12 protein-coding genes, 1 pseudogene and 1 riboswitch are annotated in these 17,384 nt (G+C 62.7%); of the genes and pseudogenes, 4 read left to right on the plus strand and 9 right to left on the minus strand.

Features of this window, described 5'->3' with window-relative positions:
* Nucleotides 1-200 precede the first annotated feature (200 nt).
* Entirely contained in the window at nucleotides 201-1,676 is a 1,476-nt protein-coding gene (gene ltrA / locus AC244_RS33400) for a group II intron reverse transcriptase/maturase (RefSeq protein ID WP_053253123.1), read from the minus strand.
* A gap of 388 nt (nucleotides 1,677-2,064) precedes the next feature.
* Between ltrA and AC244_RS33405 the strand changes: the two genes are divergently transcribed.
* The 3 genes from AC244_RS33405 (at nucleotide 2,065) to AC244_RS33410 (ending at nucleotide 3,363) form a co-directional block, all read left to right on the plus strand.
* Nucleotides 2,065-2,262, plus strand: a complete 198-nt coding sequence (locus tag AC244_RS33405) for a hypothetical protein (RefSeq protein WP_053253124.1) — start codon at nucleotides 2,065-2,067, stop codon at nucleotides 2,260-2,262.
* A 113-nt stretch (nucleotides 2,263-2,375) separates the two neighbouring features.
* Nucleotides 2,376-2,498, plus strand: coding sequence for a hypothetical protein (locus AC244_RS38695; RefSeq protein WP_268750803.1), 123 nt, complete (start codon nucleotides 2,376-2,378; stop codon nucleotides 2,496-2,498).
* Nucleotides 2,499-2,769: 271 nt separating this feature from the next.
* A complete protein-coding gene (locus AC244_RS33410; RefSeq protein WP_053253125.1) occupies nucleotides 2,770-3,363 on the plus strand; it encodes a methyltransferase family protein in 594 nt (197 codons plus the stop codon).
* Nucleotides 3,364-3,377: 14 nt separating this feature from the next.
* Here AC244_RS33410 and AC244_RS33415 read toward each other — a convergent pair whose 3' ends face one another.
* The 6 genes and pseudogenes from AC244_RS33415 to cobU form a co-directional block, all read right to left on the minus strand.
* A complete protein-coding gene (locus AC244_RS33415) occupies nucleotides 3,378-4,910 on the minus strand; it encodes a hypothetical protein (RefSeq protein WP_152976225.1) in 1,533 nt (510 codons plus the stop codon).
* Nucleotides 4,910-5,301, minus strand: a pseudogene (locus AC244_RS33420) (EamA family transporter); the annotation flags it as partial. The pseudogene AC244_RS33420 and the gene AC244_RS33415, both read right to left, overlap by 1 nt.
* 75 nt (nucleotides 5,302-5,376) lie before the next feature.
* Entirely contained in the window at nucleotides 5,377-6,021 is a 645-nt protein-coding gene (gene cobO, locus AC244_RS33425) for a cob(I)yrinic acid a,c-diamide adenosyltransferase (RefSeq protein WP_053253127.1), read from the minus strand.
* Nucleotides 6,022-6,143: 122 nt separating this feature from the next.
* The gene (gene cobN / locus AC244_RS33430) at nucleotides 6,144-9,920 is read right to left on the minus strand and encodes a cobaltochelatase subunit CobN (protein ID WP_053253128.1); all 3,777 of its coding nucleotides are present in this window, start codon (nucleotides 9,918-9,920) and stop codon (nucleotides 6,144-6,146) included.
* Nucleotides 9,921-9,991: 71 nt separating this feature from the next.
* The gene (gene cobW / locus AC244_RS33435) at nucleotides 9,992-11,056 is read right to left on the minus strand and encodes a cobalamin biosynthesis protein CobW (protein WP_053253129.1); all 1,065 of its coding nucleotides are present in this window, start codon (nucleotides 11,054-11,056) and stop codon (nucleotides 9,992-9,994) included.
* Between the two features lie 3 nt (nucleotides 11,057-11,059).
* Nucleotides 11,060-11,584, minus strand: a complete 525-nt coding sequence (cobU, locus tag AC244_RS33440) for a bifunctional adenosylcobinamide kinase/adenosylcobinamide-phosphate guanylyltransferase (protein ID WP_053253130.1) — start codon at nucleotides 11,582-11,584, stop codon at nucleotides 11,060-11,062.
* 140 nt (nucleotides 11,585-11,724) lie between these two features.
* Nucleotides 11,725-12,181, minus strand: a riboswitch (cobalamin riboswitch).
* 290 nt (nucleotides 12,182-12,471) lie between these two features.
* On the opposite strand from cobU, the gene AC244_RS33450 reads away from it, so the two are divergent.
* The gene (locus AC244_RS33450; RefSeq protein ID WP_053253132.1) at nucleotides 12,472-14,700 is read left to right on the plus strand and encodes an adenylate/guanylate cyclase domain-containing protein; all 2,229 of its coding nucleotides are present in this window, start codon (nucleotides 12,472-12,474) and stop codon (nucleotides 14,698-14,700) included.
* Between the two features lie 330 nt (nucleotides 14,701-15,030).
* Here the strand turns inward: AC244_RS33450 and AC244_RS33455 are convergent, their stop codons facing one another.
* Nucleotides 15,031-15,657, minus strand: a complete 627-nt coding sequence (locus AC244_RS33455; protein WP_053253133.1) for a class I SAM-dependent methyltransferase — start codon at nucleotides 15,655-15,657, stop codon at nucleotides 15,031-15,033.
* 226 nt (nucleotides 15,658-15,883) lie between these two features.
* Complete coding sequence (locus AC244_RS33460) at nucleotides 15,884-17,353, minus strand: cobyric acid synthase (RefSeq protein WP_053253146.1); 1,470 nt, start codon at nucleotides 17,351-17,353, stop codon at nucleotides 15,884-15,886.
* Nucleotides 17,354-17,384 lie beyond the last annotated feature (31 nt).

The raw sequence follows: 17,384 nt of genomic DNA on the forward strand, positions 1-17,384 counted from the left end.
GCGCATGCGAGCCTTCACGTCGCGCAACGATGATGCCCAAAGCTCAAGCGTCGTCTCGATTGATGCACCTGCCATCCATGACCTCCGAATCATGGAGACCCATAGATTCAGATCATAGATAAATATGATCGCGGTAGGGACGCCCATTACTGAGCGCCCCCCGCACAGATCCGAGCGAGCGGCATTCCCGCACTCGGCTCCTACCGCGGGTGTGTGACGGCAAAACGCAATTGTGGCCATGGATGAAGAATCCGAGCTCTGGGGAGCCAGTGATCGGTGAGCCCTGTTACGCGATCCCAGGTTAGGCCGCTCCGCTGGCTGCGCCGCCGAAGGGCACGCCTCCAGAGATCGGTTATGTAGAACCGAAACGCATTTAGGGCTCGGCCGTTAGTCGGGACCGCGAAGTACGCAAAGTGCCCAGTCACCACCTGCTTCAGCCATCTCCCCTGTTCGGGGATCGGGCTGTGCATTCGACGCCGCAGCTCCGCCTTGATCTCCCGAAGTTTGGTCCGCATGCGATCCCGTCGCGTCTTCCGTTGAAGCAGGAAGTTCCCACGGCGTGATTTTCCACAAATGAACGTAAACCCCAGGAAATCGAAGGTCTCCGGTTTTCCGACCCCGCGCTTCTTGCGGTTGGCCGCTGCACGGCGACCAAACTCAATCAGGCGGGTCTTGTCCGGATGGAGCGACAGCATGAACTCCTCAAGCCTCGCACGCATCGCATCGAGGAAACGACGAGCGTCGTCCTCATGCTCAAAGCCGACCACCACATCGTCCGCGTAGCGCACGATGATCATGTCGCCGGTGGCCTCGCACCGTCTCCAGCGCTTGGCCCAGAGGTCGAGAACGTAGTGCAGGTAGATGTTGCCGAGGAGCGGTGAGATTACCGAGCCCTGACCCGTGCCCCTGTCATCGACGATCACGACTCCGTCTTCGAGGATGCCCGCCTTCAGCCATTTCTGGATCAGACGAATGATGCGCTTGTCGCCGACCCGATGCTCCAGGAAGCGGACCAGCCATTCCTGGCTGACCGCTCCAAAGAAGTTTTGGATGTCGGCATCCATGATCCAGTTCACTCTCCGCTCGCTGATCGCGACGGACAAGGCATCCAACGCATCGTGCGGCCCCCGTCCGGGTCGGAACCCGTACGAGAGACCGCAGAAGTCACCTTCATAAATCGCGTTGAGTACCATGACCGTTGCACCCTGGACGATTTTATCTTCGAGGGCTGCGATCGCCAGCGGCCGCTGCTTTCCATCCGCCTTCGGTATGTACGTCCGGCGAGATGGTTGCGGTCGGTACGCTCCCCTGTGGACTCGTGCTTGCAGATCCCTGAGCCGAGGCTCAAGGTCTGCCTCGTAGTCCTGCCATGTCATGCCGTCCACGCCAGCGGCAGCTTTGCGCCTGAGCGCGTAGAATGCCGTCCGAAGTGCATCGACATTGATGTGGTGGAGAAGTGCGGTGAACCGTTCCTTTTTCTTTAGCCTTGCGACTTTCCGTACGCGATCCAGCGACTGGGACATGCGCGCCCGGCTCTGTGTCCGGTGAATGCGTTGCTGTTCCGCGTTCCCCTTGGTCCCCGGCCTTGGCTCCACCAACTCCGCTACCGGTCGCCCGGTTTTGTTCGTCGGCTTCAAAGCTACTATGCCGAAGTCAGACTTCTCCGTGTCGTGCATCAGCGGCTACGGCTCCTCGCCTTCCCGCTGCGAACCATGCGTCCCAAAAGGGGTCATGGCTGACCCGGAGATCTCCCGGTTCCCGTACAAGGAGCTTCCATACATGCCAGGGTCTGCGACCACGCCGGGCCAGACGGATGCTTGCGATTGCGCACCCGCCCGTGTCGCCTTCCGCTCAGTTGACGGCGTCGGCGCCCGGGAAAACACTCTTTCGCGGCTCAATGGCTGGCCTGTATGCTCCCCTACCGACGCTTCGCCCACACCCTCGCGGATGCCTGCGCACGGCTCGGGGCCGATGTGGCTCGCTATGCCTTCATCGTAATGGACTTGCACCATCTACTCCTTGCCGGTCTCCCGGCGCACCAACTGTAATGCTAGGAGACTACCAATGAAGATCATTACCGCCGCAGTGGCATCCCTCACCATGGCGGGTTCTGCCTTCGCTGCTGTACCGTCGACGTCCGACGAGAGGCGGCCATCAATTAAGGTCAAGCAGCTCGAATTGGCAGCAGGCCGCAACCGTGCGGGTCAAGTGACGACCAGCAAGAATTCGAACGAGCCCTCGAACGGCAGGACCTTTCGCTGATCCAACGTAACGTAAGAAGGGCGGCTTCGGCCGCCCTCAATGTGCCCCACTCGCGGGAACCAAGGCCTTCGCCGGGTGTTGCTGTAGAACGCAACGAACACTGAGAATGCCTAATGCGTATAGTCGTCATCGCAATTGTCGCCTCGATCATGAGCATCCTTGCTTTCAAGTATGCCGATGGCGAGTTCGGCAACGCCGCGGTCATGGCGACAGCAGCAGAACTCTCGGAAGAGTAGCCTACAGGCTTCACAGAGAAATCTAGGCAATATGCGGCTATGGCGGGAGGGGGGGGTGTCCTCCCTAAGGCCCGACGGGGGTTTCTCTCCTCGGGCGCTCGCCGCTGGAAATCCGGGAACCCAAACGAAAGTCGAGCAAGCCCGCATCTTGAACCTCTAGTCACTAGAGATTGCAGAGTACCGCAATGCTTCGCCGATGGGCAGGCGGCGACCGCATGGGACCGCCTGCCCGGCAAGCGTCGTCCTGTCATTCACTCGCCCCGAGGTTCCGATGCTTACCACTCTTCCCGCCGCCCTGATGCTCGTGGTCGGCTTCTCCACGCTGGCGCTGGCGATCCTCCGTCGCCGGCAGTCCGGACATTCGCCCGTGGTGCTGACCTATGGCGACGATGCGGAAGGCTTTGCCGGCCGGCTCTTTCGGGCCATCGTGGCGGCGCTGGTGGTTCATCTGCTGGCGGTTGCCACCCTTCCCGCATCCGTCGATGCCACCGTTGGCCGTATCCCGGTACTCGACACGCCGCTCATTGCCGCAATCGGTCTCGCACTGATGGCGCTCGGTGGCGGCTTGACGATGCTGTCGCAATGGGCGATGCGAAGTTCCTGGAAGATCGGCATACCCGAGGAACAGGACGCGCCCCTTGTCACCTCCGGCCTCTACGCTTTCTCGCGCAACCCGATCTATGTCGGCATGGTCATGGCGCTGATCGGCACCATGCTCGCGGTGCCCAACGTTATCTCGGTGGCACTTGCGCTTTCCGCCTGGATCTCGATCTCCTACCAGATCCGCATGGAGGAATCTCATCTCTCCCGCGCCTTTGGCGAGGCGTATGGCGCCTATTGCAAGCGCGTCCGCCGGTGGGCCTGACGGATACCTGGCCCTCAGGCAGCGACGCTCTCAGCGTCGGCCGAACTGAACGAGGGGCCCCGGCGGATCAGGAAGACGGCTGAAAGACCGGCAACAACGCTAGACAAACCAAGCACGAGGAAGGAGGTCACCGAAATCGGCACGACCTTCCACAGGATGTCTTCATTCAAGCTATGTGCCATCCCACCTCCGACGAGAAAGGCTGAGAGCGAGAGGGTGACCACTGCGACACTCGATCGGACGGCTCTGTTCTTGAGAATGTGATCGAGCAGCATTGTCATCAAAGCCACGACCGCCCAGAGCCGGTAGTTCAAAAGCCATGTCTCGGCGGCGCCGACCTGCATACCGCTGTCGAGGAACCGCTGCGGCGCGCTGCCAAGCATGTATGCGGCCGCGGCGAAAAGACCGTGAGAAAGCGCCGCAGCAGCCGGTGCGGCAAAGCCGGCGATCAGCAAGCCGCGCATCAATCCCCGCACCGAGGTAGCCTGTTGCGTGCTCTGCTCGCCGAGGCCGCGGCGATCGGGAAACCAGATCACGGTGCAGATGGCAGCTGACAGGGCGCCAACAAGGCCACCGAAAGGCAATAGAAGCGCCTGATTGCTGACGGTATCATCTGCATAGTCAAACAGAAGCGTGAATATCGCACCGACGTGCAAGCCGACGAAAAAGGCGACAAGCCAGGCCGAACAGCGTGAACGATTGGATACGAGCGCAAGAACCAGCGCGGCGCTGATCGCCGCGGCGTAAGTGCCACCGTAGTAGTATCTTAACACTGCCCACAGCAGTTTCGGTGCACCGAGAGCGGTTTCCGGACTGAAGATCATCTCCAGAAATATCAGCGGGACGATAACGACCACGGGGCCAACGAGAACAGAGAGCCAGAAATAGTGTTCTTCCGCCCGCAGTTGGCGACTGCGAAGGAGCGCGCGCTCGTGCGGAGCAACCGGCGAGAGCACCGAAGCAGTCGTTGCCCCCGGTTCGCCAACAGCGCTATTGCGTTCTTGGTCCCGCCCCTCGCGTAGGAGCCATAGCCCCAAGGTCGCACCAGCCATTAGCGCACCAACTCCAGCGAGCACCTGGAGACGGGATGCCAAAAAGTTGTGAGTCAGCACTGGATAGGGCACGGCATATCCACCCGGGTCCCAGCTCGCAAAATACATGGTCAGAACGTAGACGCCAATCAGGCCGGCAACCGCGGCGAAACCACACCCACTGGAAAGCGCCAGCAACTGCCAGGCGCTGCGAACAGATCGGCTGAACGCGATCGTCAACCGCGCCGCAACCATCGCCGGGAAAATACTAAGGAAAGGAGCAACAAGCTCGATACGGCAGCGCTCAGCCGATGTCGCGAGGTAGTAGACAGCAACACAGAGCGCCACCAGCGCTGCCGTCGTCCAGGCTGCAAAGGTAAGATAGTCCCTTTCAAGGCGCCTGCGCCAATCGTCACCAACCTGCATGCCGTCCTCCCACTTGCCGCAACCATTTCGTGTATCGGGATTACGGCTTGTTTGAGGCGAACATTCAGGGAACAAATTCGCGTTCGGCACACCGCCAGCAGCAGCGCCCCGGCAGCGATAAAACGGCGCCGAGCCAGTTCATCAGGTTGAGCTTTTCGCCCAGAAACAGCACGCCGGAGATGGCGACCATGACGATTGACAGCTTGTCGATCGGCGCCACCCGCGCCGCATCGCCGAGCTTCAAGGCGCGGAAATAGGCAAGCCAGGAGGCGCCGGTGGCAAGGCCGGAGAGCGCCTGGAATAGCCAGGTACGCCCCGGGATTTCCGAGGGTTTCTGCCACTGGCCGGTGGCCGCGACGATGCCCGTAAGCACGAAGAGGATGACGACGGTGCGGATGAGCGTGGCGAAGTCGGAGTTGATCTGGGCAACCCCGACCTTGGCGAACACCGCCGTCAAGGCAGCGAAGGCGGCCGAAACCAAGCAGAGTTCAAAGTGCTACAGCGGCCTTTGCGCGTCCAAGGACGCGCGGCGCTGTAGACTGCCAGCTCTGGCTCATCAGAACTCGACGCCCTTCTGGGCCTTGATGCCGGAGCGGAACGGATGCTTGATCAGTTCCATCTCGGTCACCAGGTCGGCGGCCTCTATCAGGTCTTCCTTGGCGTTGCGGCCGGTCAGCACCACATGGGTCATGTGCGGCTTTTCTTCCTTCAGGAAGCGCACGACTTCGGCAACGTCGATATAATCGTAGCGCAGCGCGATGTTGATCTCGTCGAGCAGCACCATCGAATTGCGCTCGTCGCGGATCAGTTCCTTGGCTTTCTCCCAGGCTTTTTCCGCCATCGCCACGTCGCGGGCGCGGTCCTGCGTTTCCCAGGTAAAACCTTCGCCGAGCGTATAGAACTGGCAGACGTCGCCGAAATGCTTCTCGATCAGGTCGCGCTCGCCGGTTTCCCAGGCGCCCTTGATGAACTGCACGACGGCGCAAGGCATGCCATGGGCGATATGGCGGAAGATCATGCCGAAGCCGGCCGTCGACTTGCCCTTGCCCTTGCCGGTGTTGACGATGATCAGACCCTTTTCATCGGTCTTGGTCGCCATGATCTTTTCGCGCGCCGTCTTCTTCTTCGCCATCTTCATGGCATGGCGCGCATCGTCCTTCTCGGCAACGCCCTCACCCGTGTTGGCCACATCTTCGCTCATGACATTTCTCCTCAATCCTATGATTCTATCGCGGGATGCGGGCGTAATACCGCCCGCGATCTCATTCTTTGCACTTGCGCAACTCCGGACGGAAAGCCGTTTCACGCTTTCCCGGAAGGTGCTCATTCATTTCCTGCGCGAAGCCGCGTCGCGGCCTTTGTCTGGCCGCTCAGTTCAAATCGCGCCGAGTTCGAGCGCGGGGTCCAGAGATTGCGGTCGATCGCCTCCAGCAGCCGCTCGGAAAGCTCGGCGAGTGCCGCCGGGTTCTTGTCGCGCAGGAAGCTCGACACCCGCTCGTCGACGATGAAGGCCTGGTAGGCAGCCTCGAAATGATGGTCGCGCACCGCACCGGTGGTCGCGGCAAAGGCAAACATGTAGTCGACCGTCGCGGCAATCTCGAAGGCGCCCTTGTAACCGTGGCGCATGACGCCATCGATCCACTTCGGATTGACGACGCGCGCCCGCACCACGCGGCCGATCTCCTCTTCCAGCGAGCGAATGACGGGCTTTTCCGGCCTGGAGTGGTCGTTGTGGTAGATTGCCGGCCGGGCGCCGCTCAGGTGCTGGGCGGCAAGGCTCATGCCGCCTTCGAACTGGTAGTAGTCGTCGCTGTCGAGCAGGTCGTGCTCGCGATTGTCTTGGTTCTGCACCACCGCCTCGATCGTGCGCAGCCGCTCCTCGAACAGGTCGCGCTCGGCCTTGCCCTCCTCGCCGGCGCCATAGGCATAGGCGCCCCAGGTGAGATAGGCGTCGGCGAGATCGGCTTGGCTGTCCCAGCCCTTCTCGTCGATCAGCGCCTGCAGGCCGGCACCATAGGCTCCAGGCTTGGCGCCGAAGACGCGGTAGGAGGCGCGGCGTGCAGCTTCCTGTGCCTCAACACCGGCCGCTTCCAGCCGCTGCGTCTCGGCGCGCATACGCGCGGCGATCATGTTGTCGGCATCGTCTTCCTCAAGCGCGCCGACGGCGCGGATCGCCTTGTCGAACAGCGCGATCTGATCCGGGAAGGCATCGCGGAAGAAGCCGGAAATGCGCAGCGTCACGTCGACACGCGGCCGCCCGAGCAGCGCCAGCGGCACGATTTCGTAGCCCATCACCCGGCGCGAGATCATGCCCCAGCCCGGCTTGGTGCCGATCAGCCCCAGCGCCCGGGCGATATCGTCACCGCCGGTGCGCATGTTCGCCGTGCCCCAGGCCGTCAGACCGAAGGAAGACGGCCACTCGCCGTGATCCTGCAGATAGCGGCGGATCAGAAGCTCGGCGGATTTCTTGCCGAGTTCGTAGGCCGCCGGTGTCGGTACCGAACGGCTGTCGACGGAGTAGAAATTGCGGCCGGTCGGCAGCACATCGGGACGGCCGCGGGTCGGCGCGCCGGAAGGCCCTGGCGCCACGAAGCGGCCATCGAGACCGGGGAGAAAGCCGGTCATTTCGGCAGCGCCGGAATTGACGATCGATGGCTTCAGTCGCGCCTCGATCTCGCTAAGCACGGCGCTGGTGGCGGACCAGCCCTCGGGCGCCGGCGCCTCCCCGCAAACGAAGGCCGCTGCCAGCAGCTCAATGCGCTCGACCGTATCGCCGGCCGCGCGCCACGGCGCGTCGGAGATTTCGGCAAGTAGATCTGGGCGTGCGCAAGCCCAGGGATCGGACATCACACAATCGAGCGGGTCGAAGCCGAGCCCGGCATCCGTGGCGATCGCCCGCTGCAGGCTCTGGTCGCCGCCTTCGCCAAGGCCACGTGGCACGCGCGCCAGCGCCACCGTCAGGTCGGTTAACAGTCGCCCCTCCGGCGCAACGCCAAAAATGTGCAGGCCATCGCGGATCTGCATTTCCTTGAGGTCGCAGAGATAGGCGTCGAGCTTTTCCAGCGCCTTGTCGTCGCTGTCGCCCTTGTCGATGCCGGCGTCGTGATCGAGGCCGATGTCGCGCACGAGGTCGAGGATCTGCCGGCTCAAGAGCCTGAGCCGGCGCGGATCGCCGCCGGCCGCGTCGTAATATTCGTCAACCAGCGCTTCCAGGTCCTTGAGCGGCCCATAGGATTCCGCCCGGGTCAGTGGCGGGGTCAGATGGTCGATGATGACGGCACTGGTGCGGCGCTTGGCCTGCGTGCCTTCGCCGGGATCGTTGACGATGAAGGGATAGACATGCGGCAGCGGCCCAAAAATCACCTCGGGATAACAGGTCTCCGAAAGCGCTAAGGCCTTGCCGGGCAGCCATTCGAGATTGCCGTGTTTGCCCATGTGCACGATGGCCTGCGCTCCGAACTGATTGCGCAGGAAGGCATAGAAGGCGAGATAGCCGTGCGGCGGCACCAGATCCGGCGAGTGGTAGCTTTCCTTCGGATCGATGTTGTAGCCGCGCGCCGGCTGGATGCCGACGACGACCTCGCCGAAGCGGGCGAGCGGCAGCGCGAAGGCGCCGTCGAGGAAGAACGGATCGGTTTCCGGCGCACCCCAGCGGTCGCTGATCTCATCCTGAATCTGTTTCGGAAGTGAATCGAAGAACGCTTTGTAATCGCTGAGTGAAATGACTTCACGGATCTCGCGGTCACGGCTCGCCGCATTGGTCGGCCCGGCCATGAGAAAGCGGATCAGCGCGTCGCCATCCTCAGGCACGTCGGCAATGGGATAGCCTTCGCTGGCCATGGAGCGCAGCACTTCGACGGTGCCCGCCGGCGTATCGAGCCCGACGCCGTTGCCGAGCCTGCCGTCGCGGTTGGGATAATTGGCCATGACGATGGCGATACGGCGCTCGGCCGGCCTGGCGCGGCGCAGCTTCGCCCAATTGACCGCAAGCCTTGCGGCAAACCGAACGCGGTCGGAAAGCGGATCATGGCCGACGATATTGGCTTCCACCTTGGGATCGTAGATCGAGGCTGCCTTGAAGGAGACAGCGCGCGCAAGGATGCGGCCATCGACCTCCGGCAGGGCGACGTTCATGGCGAGGTCGCGTGCCATCAGCCCTTGCGGCGATGCCTGCCACTGCTCCCGCGACGAGCCGGAAAAAATCACCTGCAGCACCGGCGCGCCGGTCGACTCCAGCACCGTCGGCTGCCGGTCGGCACCGGGAGAAGAGACAGCAAAGCCGGTGGCGTTCATCACCACATCGGGCGCGGCTTCCGCGAAGACCGATTGCAGCGTGCCGACCGAAACGGCATCCTTGAGACTGGAGACGAACAGCGGCAGCACACGCATGCCTTCTGCAGCCAGCGCATCGATCAGCGCTTCGACCGGCCGCGTCTCGCCGCTCTGGACTAGGGCGCGATAGAAACAGATCCCGACGGTCGGGGGTTCGAATCCCTCCTCCGCTACCACACCCCCTTGAACGCACCGCAGCCATTCCCGGACGCCGATGACGCCGGCGCCCGGCCACCAGATGCCGGCCTTCAGCAGCGGCTTTGCCGGCTGCGGCTTCTCAGCGCCCGAGATCAGCGCCTCGGCATAGTCGAGGAACAGCCCGGCATTGTCGGCGCCGCCTTCGGTGAAATAGGCCCAGAGGCGCTGGCGGTCGTCGGCCTCAACCGTCGAAAACGGCTCGAGGCCGGGATCCGGCTTGTCGTCGCCAGGCAGCACCGCGATCTGGAAACGGTGAGTGACGGCGGCGGCATGCAACGCTTCCAGCACATAACGGAAATAGCTGGCGCCACCGAGCGGCCGGACCACGATGAGCTTCGCATGCCGTGCCGTGCGCTCGACATAGGTGTCGACCGACATCGGGTGCATGAGGTTCATCAGACTGGCGATGCGCAGGCTCGCCCCGTCGTTGCGGCGACCATGGGCCGCCGCGATCGAGGAAAGCTCGGTGTCGGCGGCAGACAGGAAAAGCACGTCGGCCGGCGTTTGCCCCAGGTCGATCGCCTCGTTGCCGTCGGCGATCGTTCCCTTCTGGGCGAGAAGCAGATGCATTGTTCTGTCCGTTCAGGCAATTCCAGGAAAAGTGTGAAGCGGTTTTCCTGGAATTGCGTTGCTTCAAGGAGTTAGGCGAGCGCAGTGATGGCCGCGCGCACCGCAGCTTCATCCATGTCGTGCAAGCCGATGACGACGAGGCGTGTGCCGCGCTTTTCGCCGTTCGCCCAGGCACGGTCGTAATACTGGTCGATGCGGGCGCCAACGGCCTGGATCAGGAGCCGCATCGGCTTGCCCGGTACATCGGCAAAGCCCTTGAGCCGCAGCACGTCATGCTTTGATATCACGCCCTTGAGGCGATCGATGAAGGCGGCCGGATCGGCGATGGCGCCGAGCTCGACGACGAAGCTGTCGAATTCGTCGTGGTCATGCTCCTCGCCGGCCTCGTGCTCCATCTCGTGATGAGACTTGCGGTTGGCGATATCGCTTTCCGTGCCGACGCCGAGGCCGAGCAGGATGGCAGCGGCCACTTCGCCGTTCTTTGCCTCGATCATCGTCGGCTTGCGGCTGGTGCGCGAAGAAACCTCGTCGCGCACGGCCTTCAGGCCGGACGCATCGATCAGGTCGGTCTTGTTGAGCACGATCAGGTCGGCGGCGGTCAGCTGGTCCTCGAACAGTTCCTCGATCGGGCTTTCGTGATCGAGATTGTCGTCCTCGACGCGCAGCGCATCGACCTTGTCATGGTCGTCGGCAAATCGGCCGGCGGCGACAGCAGCACTGTCGACCACCGTCACAACGCCATCGACGGTCACCTCACTGCGGATATCCGGCCAGTTGAAGGCGGCGATCAGCGGCTGCGGCAGCGCCAGACCCGAGGTTTCGATGATGATGTGATCGGGGCGATTTTCGCGCTCGAGCAGCTTGGTCATGGTCGGGATGAAATCATCGGCAACCGTGCAGCAGATGCAGCCATTGGTGAGCTCGATGATGTCGTCCTCCGAGCAGGCTTCCGCGCCGCAGCCCTTCAGCACGTCGCCGTCGACGCCGAGATCGCCGAACTCGTTGATAATCAGCGCGATGCGCTTGCCATCGGCGTTCTGCAGCAGATTGCGGATCATCGTCGTCTTGCCGGCGCCGAGGAAGCCGGTGATGACGGTTGCCGGGATCTTGCCGTGGTTGGCTCTCGCAGTGGTCATGGATCAACCCTTCATTTTCAGCGGCAATCCGGCCGCGACAAAGTAAACTTCCGCGGATTTCTCCGCAACGATCTGGTGAAGCCGACCGGCATGGTCGCGGAAATCGCGGGCCATGCGGTTCTCGGGCACGATGCCGAGGCCGACTTCGTTGGAAACAAGGATGAGGCGCGCCCGCGCCTCAGGCAGAAAGGCGGCAAGGGCAGCGAACTCCGCCGCCATGTCGCGTCCTTCCATCATCAGGTTGGTGACCCACAGCGTCAGGCAGTCGACGAGCACCACGCGGTTCTCGTCATCGATGTGTGCGAGCAGCGAAACGAGATCGAGCGGTTCTTCATGCGTCGTCCAGCCTTCGCTGCGCCTTGCCCGGTGATGGTCGATGCGGTCTCGCATCTCGTCATCCCAGGCACGGCCGGTGGCGACATAGTGCATGTTTAGCCCCGAGGCTTCGACAAGCCTTTCGGAAAAGCTGGATTTGCCGGAACGGGCGCCGCCGAGGACCAGAACCGGCCCCGCATTGGGATTGCTCATGGGTGTTGCGGCCTCACTACGCCACGAGGGGCAGATTTGTGCAGCAACAGGATTTCACCGCGCCACAGGCGCGTTCGGGAAACGGTCGATGAGCCAAGACAACCTCCGTGATGGCGTGGGAAGCGGGCTTCCCTTCGGGCGGAATGCCCCTGTCGGACGGCAGGTCTCCTGGCTCACGGCGTCACGAGCCCATTGCATCGTGCCCCGCGCAAAAACGCGAAAACCGATGCCTGGGCCCGAACGGCCCGCCTCACCTTCCCGGCGCTTTCCGGTGCCACAGCGAACCTTTGCGCGTCGTCTCCGACGCGCGGCGCTGTGGGCGGTTTCGTGAAAGGCGGACGATTCGTAGAAGAAGAGGCGTCCAACCCGGCTGATCACGAAGCCACGCCAGTGGCTTTTCCGACTGATTTCCAAACCACCTTGATTGCCCCATGCAATCGAAAGGAAGCCGGCCTTCAGCCCGATGGCGAACCCTGACCGTTCTACAGTCGCGGGGTCGGCTGCGATAGGGATGCCCGATTTGGGTCCATCCGTCACATTCCCAATTATTCCCCCGCATCGCCACGATCCGGGGAAACCATCCAACATCCGATGATTAGGAAGCGGGCGTCGCAAAGTCAATCGATGCGTGCGACACGCCACCCATCGAGATGCGGCACGCGACAATTCGCCAGCATTGGGTCGCAAATGCCACCAATCGCCGTCGAAGCGCAAAGGCAGCCTTGGCCGAGAAGCGGCCGCTGATCGCTGCGGGCACGGAGAGATTTCCCGCGAAACGAACTCGCGCTTACGCAACGGTTCCTCCGCAACAAACAAACCTTATTTTAGCAATGGCGGATATTGCGATAAAGTAACCGCCAAAGTGGTTTCGATTATCCGGAAGGCAAATGGAACGCAGGCTCGCCGCCGTGATGATTGCCGACGTCTCCGGCTATGGACTACTCACCCAAGCCGACGAGGAGGGTACTTGCGCGCGGTTTCAGGCCGATCTGCACGACCTGTTCGAACAAAGGATCGCCGCGCATCGCGGGCGGTTGATCAAGACCATGGGCGACGGCTTACTGGTCGAGTTCCACAGTGTCGTCGAGGCGGTCCGCTGTGCGGTGGAGGTGCAGCGCGCGAAGTCCGAGAGCCGCGGCGTCGATGAGCGCCGGCTGGAATTCCGTATCGGCATCAATCTCGGCGACGTTATCGTTGAGGGCGACGACATCCAAGGCGATGGTGTCATCATCGCCGAGCGCCTGCAGAGCCTGGCCGAACCCGGCGGGATAGTCATCTCTGGCACCGCTTACGATCAAGTTGAGAAGCACCTTGACGTCGGTTTCGTCTATCTCGGCGAACAGCGCCTGAAGCACATCGAAAAGCCGGTGCGGACCTACCGCCTCTGGCTGGACAAATCTCGCCCCGACGGCGCAACCGTGACGGGACGCCGCATAAGACGCCGGGCAGCGCTCGCAACGTTTGCTGTGGTGCTCGGCGTCGCTGGCGGTGTGGCTTGGTGGCGGCCATGGGAGCCGGCCGTGGAAGCAGCCACGAGCCAACGCTCGGACCTGAGCCCGCCGGATAGGCCGTCGATCGCAGTGGTCCCTTTTGCCAACGTGAGCGACGATCCCAAGCAGGAGTATTTCGCCGACGGCATGACCGACGGCCTTGTCACCGAGCTGGCCCAGGTGTCCGGTTTGTTTGTCATCGCGCGCAACTCGACCTTCGCCTACAAGGGTAAGGCGGTGACGCCCAGGCAAGTGTCCGAGGAACTCGGTGTCAGATATGTCCTCGAAGGCAGTGTTCAACGCGCCGGAGAGCAACTCCGCATCAATGCCCAGCTCATCGACTCGATCAGCGGAGGACACGTTTGGGCCGGAAAGTTCGACGGTTCACTCGCCGATGTCTTTGCGCTGCAAGACGAGGTGACGCGCGGGATTGCCGATGCTCTCGCACTTCGGCTGAATCCCGACGAGCAGATGGCCTTTGGGCGCAAGGAAACGACGGTCCCGGCGGCGTTCGATGCGTTCCTGCGCGGCTGGGAGCATCACCGACGCACGACTCCCGAAGACTTCGCAAAGGCGGTGCCCTATTTCGAGCAGGCGATTGCGCTCGATCCTGCGTATGGCCGCGCTTACGGAGCGGCGGCCATGGTCTACGCACGCATCTACCTGTGGCGTTGGCACTACCAATTGGGTATCTCGCGGTTCGAAGCGAGAGCCAAGGCGACGCAGTTTCTGCGGACCGCACCGAAGCACAAAACGGCGCTGGCCCATCAGGCGGCCGGACTCCTGTCCGTAGCCGACTGGCAGCACCCCTCGGCGCTCGCCGACCTCAAGGAAGCCATCACGCTCGAACCCGGAGATTCCTGGAGCTACGCGCTGATGGCATTCGTCCTCACCTCCGCCGGCCGCCCGGTGGAGGCCATGCCCTATATCCGCACTGCAATCCGCCTCGACCCGCACTCCCCGTCGTTCTTCATCTACGTCCTCGGATTGACGGAGTTCAGCCTGCAGAATTTCGAGGCGGCAGCGGCGGCCGCGAAGAGCAGCATCAAACTCAATCCTCAGCATGACGGTTCCTTCCTGCTTCTTGCCGCGGCCTGCGGGCACCTCGGTCGCCGAGCGGAAGCCGAGGCCGCAGTCGCCCGTTTCAACGCACTTCAAGTCGGACGCGGTGGAATTGCGGCCACCATCTCAACCTCCCCGCCGCTGGACCTTGCGAGGCCGGAGGACAGCGCTCGGTTCTACCAGGGGCTCCGCCTGGCGGGTGTGCCTGAGACTTTGACGAGCAACGACTTCGGCAGCAGGAACAAGCTGACAGCCGGCGAAGTCCGTTCGCTGTTCCTGGGACATCGGCTGCGTGGACGTGTGTTGGACTCAGGCGAGGAACACGAGGCTGTCATTTCAGCTGAGGGCATAGCCACCCTGTCGGGAGGCTGGGCCTCCATGGGTGGTGGTCGCATGGCCGACGTCGAGATCAGATTTGAGGGAGACGAGGTTTGCTTCCTGTGGCGCAAAACCACGAACCTCTGCGGCGTGGTGCTACGAAACCCCGGCGGACTTGGCGCCAAGGAAAATGAGTTCATATGGCATCACGGGGACAGGGCTTTCACGTTCTCGCAGGTGCGGTGAGCCCCCTTGAGCATTGTCCTCTCAAGCGCCTGCAACCGCTTCGGGCCAAAAACGACAGCGCCGCGCGCCTTATCAGACGCGCAAAGGTCGCTGTAACACCCCTAGATCGGCTAGGATTTAAGGAACCATGCAGTCGCGCCGGCCACATTTGGTGCCGAATGGCACAATTTTCCGGTTTTCATTTGCTCCGGCAGGACGCGGTGCAGAACCCTTGAGCGACGCTACAGCGCCACGCGTCAAGTATGACGCGCTAAGGACGCTGCACTCTTTAAACTCGCTGCATAATTCTCTCCTTCAATCGATTCCGATTTAAGGAATTATGCAGTCGCGCTACCGCGCCACCCGTTGCAGCACGCTGAACTGAAAGGCCTGGGTGGAGCCCCAGGGGGTCGTGTGCATATGCCGGCGCTCCTCCACAAGCCGGAAGGACGGTCCGATGAGGCCGGCAAGCATCGCCGGGTCGTAGCGCATGACCGGCAAGCCGCTGCACCGTTCGGGGCCATCGGGCGCGAAGGTGGCGATGATGGCATGGCCGCCCGGCTTCACCGCCGCTTGGAGCCGGTCGATATAGGCGGCGCGATCGTCCGGCTCGATCAGGAAATGAAAGGCAGCGCGATCATGCCAGAGGTCATAGGATCGGGTGGGTTTCCACTCGGTCACGTCGGCGGCGATCCATTCCACCTCGTCGCCGCGCGGGCCGAGCCGCGCCTTGGCGGCATCAAGCGCGGCGGGAGATAGATCGAGCACGGTGATCGCGCGCATGCCCTCGCCGAGCAGCGCATCGACAAGGCGGGACGCACCGCCGCCGATGTCGATCAGCGACGAAGCCGCAATCGCCGTGCGGCCCCGGATGAGATCGAGCGAGACGCTGGGCGTATCCTCGAACCAGCTTACGCCCGCCTCGCCTTTCGACGCATAGGCGTCGTCCCAGTGGGTCCGTCCGTTTTCGTCGCGCATCAGGACGCCTGCCTTCCCTACAGTGCCGCGCGTCAAAGATGACGCAACAGAAGCTGTAACACTTTAAATTTGCTGCATAATTTTATCCTTGCATCGATTCCGATATAAGGAATTAGGCAGTGCAGCGGATGCGGATTTTTCCGCACGGCCTCGCGCTTTTGCGACATTCTACGGCGCGCCACGCACCGGTTTCAACCGCGACCCGGCTCAATGATGAAATATCGCACTACCGGCCGAGCAGTCCGTCCAACCACTTCCGATCAAGCACGGCTTCGAGTTCGGCCGCGACATCGTCCAGCGCCGTATCGACCGACTGGCGATAGTTGCCGATACCGCCCTCGATGCCGAAGCTTTTAAGCAGGGCGGCGCGATAGGCGTCACTGGAAAACAGCCCGTGCAGGTAGGTGCCCATCACCCGGCCATCGGTCGAAAGGGCGCCGTCAGCGCGACCGTCGATGCGGCCACCGATGCGGACCGACGGCCGGTCGCAGTCAGCGCCTGTGGTCTTTCCCAGATGGATCTCGTAGCCTTCAAGCGCCACATCGTGTTCCAGCGACCAGGCCCGGCTGTTACGCAGGGTCTTTTCCGGCGCCATCTCGGTTTCGACGTCGAGCAGTCCGAGCCCCGCGATTTCCCGTTCGCTGCCCTCGATGCCGAGCGGATCGGTGACGCGCGCGCCCAGCATCTGGTAGCCGCCGCAGATGCCGATCACCCGGCCGCCGCGCCGCACATGGCGCCTGAGATCCTCGTCCCAACCCTGGACCTTGAAATCCTTGAGATCGCCGATGGTCGATTTCGAGCCGGGGATGACGACGAGCGCGGCATCGGCGGGGATCGGGCTGCCTGGCTTGACGAAGACGAGATCGACCTCCGGTTCGGCCGCGAGTGGATCGAGATCGTCGAAATTGGCAATTCTCGACAGCACCGGCACGGCGATCTTGAGCGCCCGCCCTTCGCCGCGCGCCAGCTTTTCAAGCACGACCGAATCCTCGGCCGGCAACCGCCCGGCCGCCTTCAGCCACGGTACCACGCCGAAACAGGGCCAACCGGTGTAGCGGCCGATAGCGGCGATGCCGTCGTCGAACAGCGTGACGTCACCACGGAACTTGTTGATCAGATAACCCGACACCATGCGTCGATCCTCGTCGGGCAGGATCGCGTGGGTCCCCACCAGCGAGGCGATGACGCCGCCGCGGTCGATATCGCCGACGAGGACAACAGGCACTTCGGCGCGCGTCGCAAAACCCATATTGGCGATGTCGCCCGCCCTCAGATTGATTTCGGCCGGCGAACCGGCACCCTCAACCACGACGAGATCGGCGCCGGCTGAAATCTGCTCGAAGCTTTCCATCACAGCGCCGAGCAGCTTCGGCTTCAGCGCCTGATACTCCCGCCCCCTGGCCTGACCGGCAACCTTGCCCTGCACGACGATCTGGCTGCCGACATCCGACTGCGGCTTCAAGAGCACCGGGTTCATGTGCACCGAAGACGGCACGCGGGCGGCCAGCGCCTGCAGCCATTGTGCCCGGCCGATTTCGCCGCCGTCATCCGACACGGCGGCATTGTTCGACATGTTCTGCGGCTTGAACGGCCTGACCTTCAACCCGCGATTGGAGGCGAGCCGGCAGAGGCCCGCCACCAATACCGATTTTCCGACATCCGAGCCGGTTCCCTGCAGCATGATCTTGCGTGTCATGTGGCCACCGGTAACACCGAATTGATCGCCG

The sequence above is a fragment of the Ensifer adhaerens genome, assembly GCF_001270265.1.
In the GTDB taxonomy this organism is placed as follows: domain Bacteria; phylum Pseudomonadota; class Alphaproteobacteria; order Rhizobiales; family Rhizobiaceae; genus Ensifer; species Ensifer adhaerens_B.